The sequence below is a fragment of the Gordonia sp. NPDC003585 genome (assembly GCF_040610755.1).
In the GTDB taxonomy this organism is placed as follows: domain Bacteria; phylum Actinomycetota; class Actinomycetes; order Mycobacteriales; family Mycobacteriaceae; genus Gordonia.
The window spans coordinates 1-4,148 of sequence record NZ_JBEXMX010000164.1; the positions used below are offsets into that span (position 1 = coordinate 1).

Annotated in this window: 3 protein-coding genes and 1 pseudogene; 2 read left to right on the forward strand and 2 right to left on the reverse strand. The window is 67.3% G+C overall.

Annotated features, from left to right (window positions below; all coding sequences use genetic code 11):
- Nucleotides 1-662: CobD/CbiB family cobalamin biosynthesis protein (locus ABZW74_RS24130; RefSeq protein ID WP_355279992.1), on the reverse strand; the 662-nt coding region annotated here is incomplete at its 3' end.
- A 66-nt stretch (nt 663-728) separates the two neighbouring features.
- On the opposite strand from ABZW74_RS24130, the gene ABZW74_RS24135 reads away from it, so the two are divergent.
- Entirely contained in the window at nt 729-1,541 is an 813-nt protein-coding gene (locus ABZW74_RS24135; RefSeq protein WP_355279995.1) for a fused MFS/spermidine synthase, read from the forward strand.
- Between the two features lie 229 nt (nt 1,542-1,770).
- Nucleotides 1,771-3,738, forward strand: coding sequence for a serine/threonine-protein kinase (locus ABZW74_RS24140; protein WP_355279998.1), 1,968 nt, complete (start codon nt 1,771-1,773; stop codon nt 3,736-3,738).
- 203 nt (nt 3,739-3,941) lie between these two features.
- Here the strand turns inward: ABZW74_RS24140 and ABZW74_RS24145 are convergent.
- Nucleotides 3,942-4,148: pseudogene (locus tag ABZW74_RS24145) on the reverse strand (hypothetical protein); the annotation flags it as partial.

Consider the following 4,148-nt stretch of genomic DNA (forward strand, 5'->3'; position numbering starts at 1 on the left):
CGAGGCGCGCCGCCGACGAGCACCGTGAGTGCACCGGCGATCCGGGCCGGGACGAGGTTCGCGATGTCGTCGGCCCGTGCCGACGCCCAGCCGAAACGGCGGTAGCGCGGGCTTCGGTACCCCACCATCGCGTCCAGGGTGTTGACGGCCCGGTAGCCGACCAGACCCGGCACTCCCGCCACGGCACCCCAGATCAGTGGGGCGACAGCGGCATCCGAGGTGTTCTCGGCGAGGGATTCGACCGCGGCCCGGCAGATGCCCGCGTCGTCGAGGGAGTCCGGGTCGCGTCCACACAGACTGGGCACCAGGGACCGCGCGCCTGCGGTGTCGGCCGCACTCAAGGCGTCGGCGACCTGTTCGCCCACCCGCGTCAACGACGCACCGCCCAACACCATCCAGGTGGTCAGTCCGGTGAACGCGAATCGACTGGCCGGCCCGTCACACAGACGCTGCGCGCCGAGCGCCAACGCGGTCGCCGAACCGGCCGTCGCGCAGGCGAAAACGGTTCCGGACCATCGGGAATCACGGTAGATGTGACGTTCGACGGCCGACACCATCCGACCGAATCCGGCCACCGGATGTCCGCGCCGCGGATCGCCGAGCAGGCGATCGAGCAGGTACCCGCACACCAATCCCCCCGCGGTCGCGAGCGCTCGTTCCATCGGCCGATCGTAGCCAACCCACGCTGCGTGACAGACTTGCCCGGTGATGCTGGACAGGACCGAGTAGTGGCCAGGACACGACCACAACCCATTGCCGGTCGCTACGACATCGACGGCGGCATCGCCGAACTGGCACCGGACCCGGTCGCCGGCGGATGGCTGCTGACGATCAACGGCACCCACAGTTCGCACATCCACCCGGACCCGACGCTCCTCGACTTCGAATACCTCCGCCAGATGGCAGCGGTCATCGAAGACCGGTACCCATCACAGACTCGCCTGCGCGTCGTCCACCTCGGCGGTGCGGCCTGCGCGCTCGCTCGTTACCTCGCCGTCCGATACCCCGACGCGCGGCAGGTGGCGGTCGAGATCGACGCCGAACTCGCGCGTCTGGTCCGCGAATGGTTCGACCTCCCACGATCCCCGCTGCTTCGCATCCGGGTGGGTGATGCCCGGGCGGTCACCGAAAGCCTCCACCCGGGCAGCCGCGACGTCGTGGTCCGCGACGCGTTCGTCGGGAACCGAACCCCGGTGCACCTCACGACACGCGAGTTCACGTCGTCGGTCCACGAACTGCTCACACCTGGCGGGTTGTACCTGGCGAACTGTGGCGATGGGCGAGCGCTCGACGGTGTTCGGGCCGAGGCCGCCACCATCGCATCGGTCTTTGCCAACGTGATGCTGATCGCCGATCCGGCCATGTTCAAGGGTCGACGCACCGGCAATGTCGTACTGGCGGCCAGCGACGCCCCCCTGAAGGCATCTGCCGCGCTCACGCGCCGGTTGCTCAGCGATCCCCTCCCCGCTCGCGCCATCGACGGCGACGCGGCACGCGTCTTCGGCAGCCAGGTCCGCGTCGACGAGGACTCCGCCCGGTAGCTCGATAGTCGGTCGATCGTCCAATCGGACGACACGAGGTTCTCGGCAGTGATACCGACATCCAGCCGAGTGAATTCGGGCCGCACATACGTTCGGAGGAGCCTCGCCTTGTGTCGTCCCACTGCTCGACATACGAAGGTGTAGTTCACTCGATAGGCTGAGAATGGATCTGTCGGCGATCGGACCCGATCGACGGCGAGAATTTCGGATCGAAAATCGAAGGGGTGACGTGACCGAGCCAAAATCGAGGACCGGCACCATGCTGGGCCCGTACCGCATCGGCCGGCTCCTGGGTCGTGGTGGCATGGGCGAGGTATACGAGGCCCTGGACACGGTCAAGGAACGCACCATCGCCCTGAAGTTGCTCCCGCTGCACTTCGCGAACGACAGCGATTTCCGCGAGCGATTCGAACGCGAATCGAAGACCGCCTCCAAACTGTCCGACCCGCATGTCATCCCGATCCACGACTGGGGTGAGCACGACGGCGTGCTGTTCATCGACATGCGCATGGTCGACGGCAAGGACCTGCGGGGCATTCTGAAGGACGGCCCCATCGCACCTGGCCGCGCTGTCTCGATCCTCTCCCAGATCGCAGGTGCGCTCGACGCGGCGCATCGCAGCGGGCTGGTCCATCGGGACATCAAGCCGGACAACATCCTCGTCAACAACGACGACTTCGCTTATCTCGTCGACTTCGGCATCGCACACGGTGAGACCGACAGGCACCTGACGCAGGTCGGCACGGCACTCGGCACGCTCGCGTACATGGCTCCCGAACGTCTCAACGATGTTCCGGCGGGACCGAGTTCGGACATCTACGCGCTGACCTGCGTGCTCTTCGAGAGTGTCACCGGAAGCGCGCCGTATCCGTCGAAGACCGACGCCGGCATCATGACCGCCCACCTCACCCAGCCGCCGCCGCAGACCGGAAGTCCGCTCGACCCGGTGATCGCCCGCGGTCTGGCCAAGGACCCGGCCCAGCGCTTTCCGACGGCGAAGGAGTTGATGCGGGCGGCATCCGTCGCGATCGCCACCACCCCCACCCGGCCCGTCCACCAACCAGGACCCGGGCCCGGTCCCGCTCCGTCCGGACCGTCTCGGATGCCGTCGGGCCCAACGTATCCGCCGGGCGGGCAGGGGTCGCGTCCCTCCGGGCCTGGGGTCTCGGGGCCTGGGGTGTCGGGGCCTGCGGCCGCGGGCGCAGCGGCATGGGGAGCGCAGCCAGGCGGGGCATACTCGGGGCCCACTCAGATTCGCCCCACCCCGTCGGGACCGAGCGGATTCGGTGGCGCGCCGCCATCCGGGCCCACAACGATCGGCTCCGGCCCACACTCGGCTCCCGGCGGCGGCTCGTACACACCGCCGCCACCCAGTGGGCCGAATCCGTCGTATCTCTACTCCGGCGGTGGCGGAACGCCACCTTCGGGGCCGCAAGCCAAGAAGCGTCCGGTGGCGCTCCTGGTGGTCGCCGTCGTGGCGGTCCTCGCCCTCATCGGGGCCGGCGTCTTTTTTGCCGTCCGCGCAGCTGGAGGTAGTGACGATACGAAGACAGCGTCGTCGACGCCACCGACGCCGAATGTCGAGACCGTCGCGTGCACGTACACGACCCACACGCCGGTCGGCGGCGTCCCACTCGACCCGCCCGCGGCCCAACAACCCAAGTCCGGCACGGTGAACGCCACCTTCGCAATAGCCGCGCAGGGCGACATCAAGGTCACCATGGATCGGACGAAGGCACCCTGCAACGTCGGGGCCGTCACGACGATGATCCAGAACGGGGTCTACGACCACAACACCTGCCACGAGTCCGGCAAGATCTATCTGCTGTGCGGTTCCCCGAACGGCGAGGACAACACCAACCCCGGCTGGACGAGCCCAGACGAACAGCCAGTCGGATTGACCCCCGACGGCACCAACGACAGCGGCGAGAACGTCTTCGTGTATCCGCGGGGAACGATGCTCATCTACCCGTCCGAGGACATCAAACCCAATGGCGGATCGACGATGCTGGTGTTCCTCACCGACAACGCCCGACTGCCGTTGCGCTTCACGATCCTCGGGAAGGTCGACGACGCGTCGATGCCGGTTCTCGACGGCATCGTCAAGGGTGGGTTCATTCCCGCCAAGCCGAACGCGACCTACGGCAAGCCGAACATCAGCGCCATCATCCAAACCGCCACGGTGACATCCGGCTGATTCTTTCTCTCGCCGACGACGCGCCTCGGACTCGGGAGCATCGTCGTCTAGCACAGGAGGCGCGACCTGCCGCCCACGAAACCAGCGCAGCCGTGCACCGCGACAACCAGAGCCGAGTTGGAGAACGCGAGTGCTGCAGCACTCGCGTTCTCCAACTCAACTCGAGTTCTCACAGTTCGACGACCGAAACAGTCTTCTTCGAATCAGATCACGTAGTTCAGGTTCGTCAGAATCCGGTCGGCGATCTCCCGGTCACCCTCGACCGTCACTGCTGCGGGGTCGGCGTCGCGTCGTCCGCCGGCGAGTCGAGCCAGATCGATCGCGTCGAGCGTGAGCCGGACGGTGGCGGCGTCGTCGCCGGGCAGATTCGGCCCGCTCGCTGCGTTCCCGGCGCCGGCCTCGAATTCATC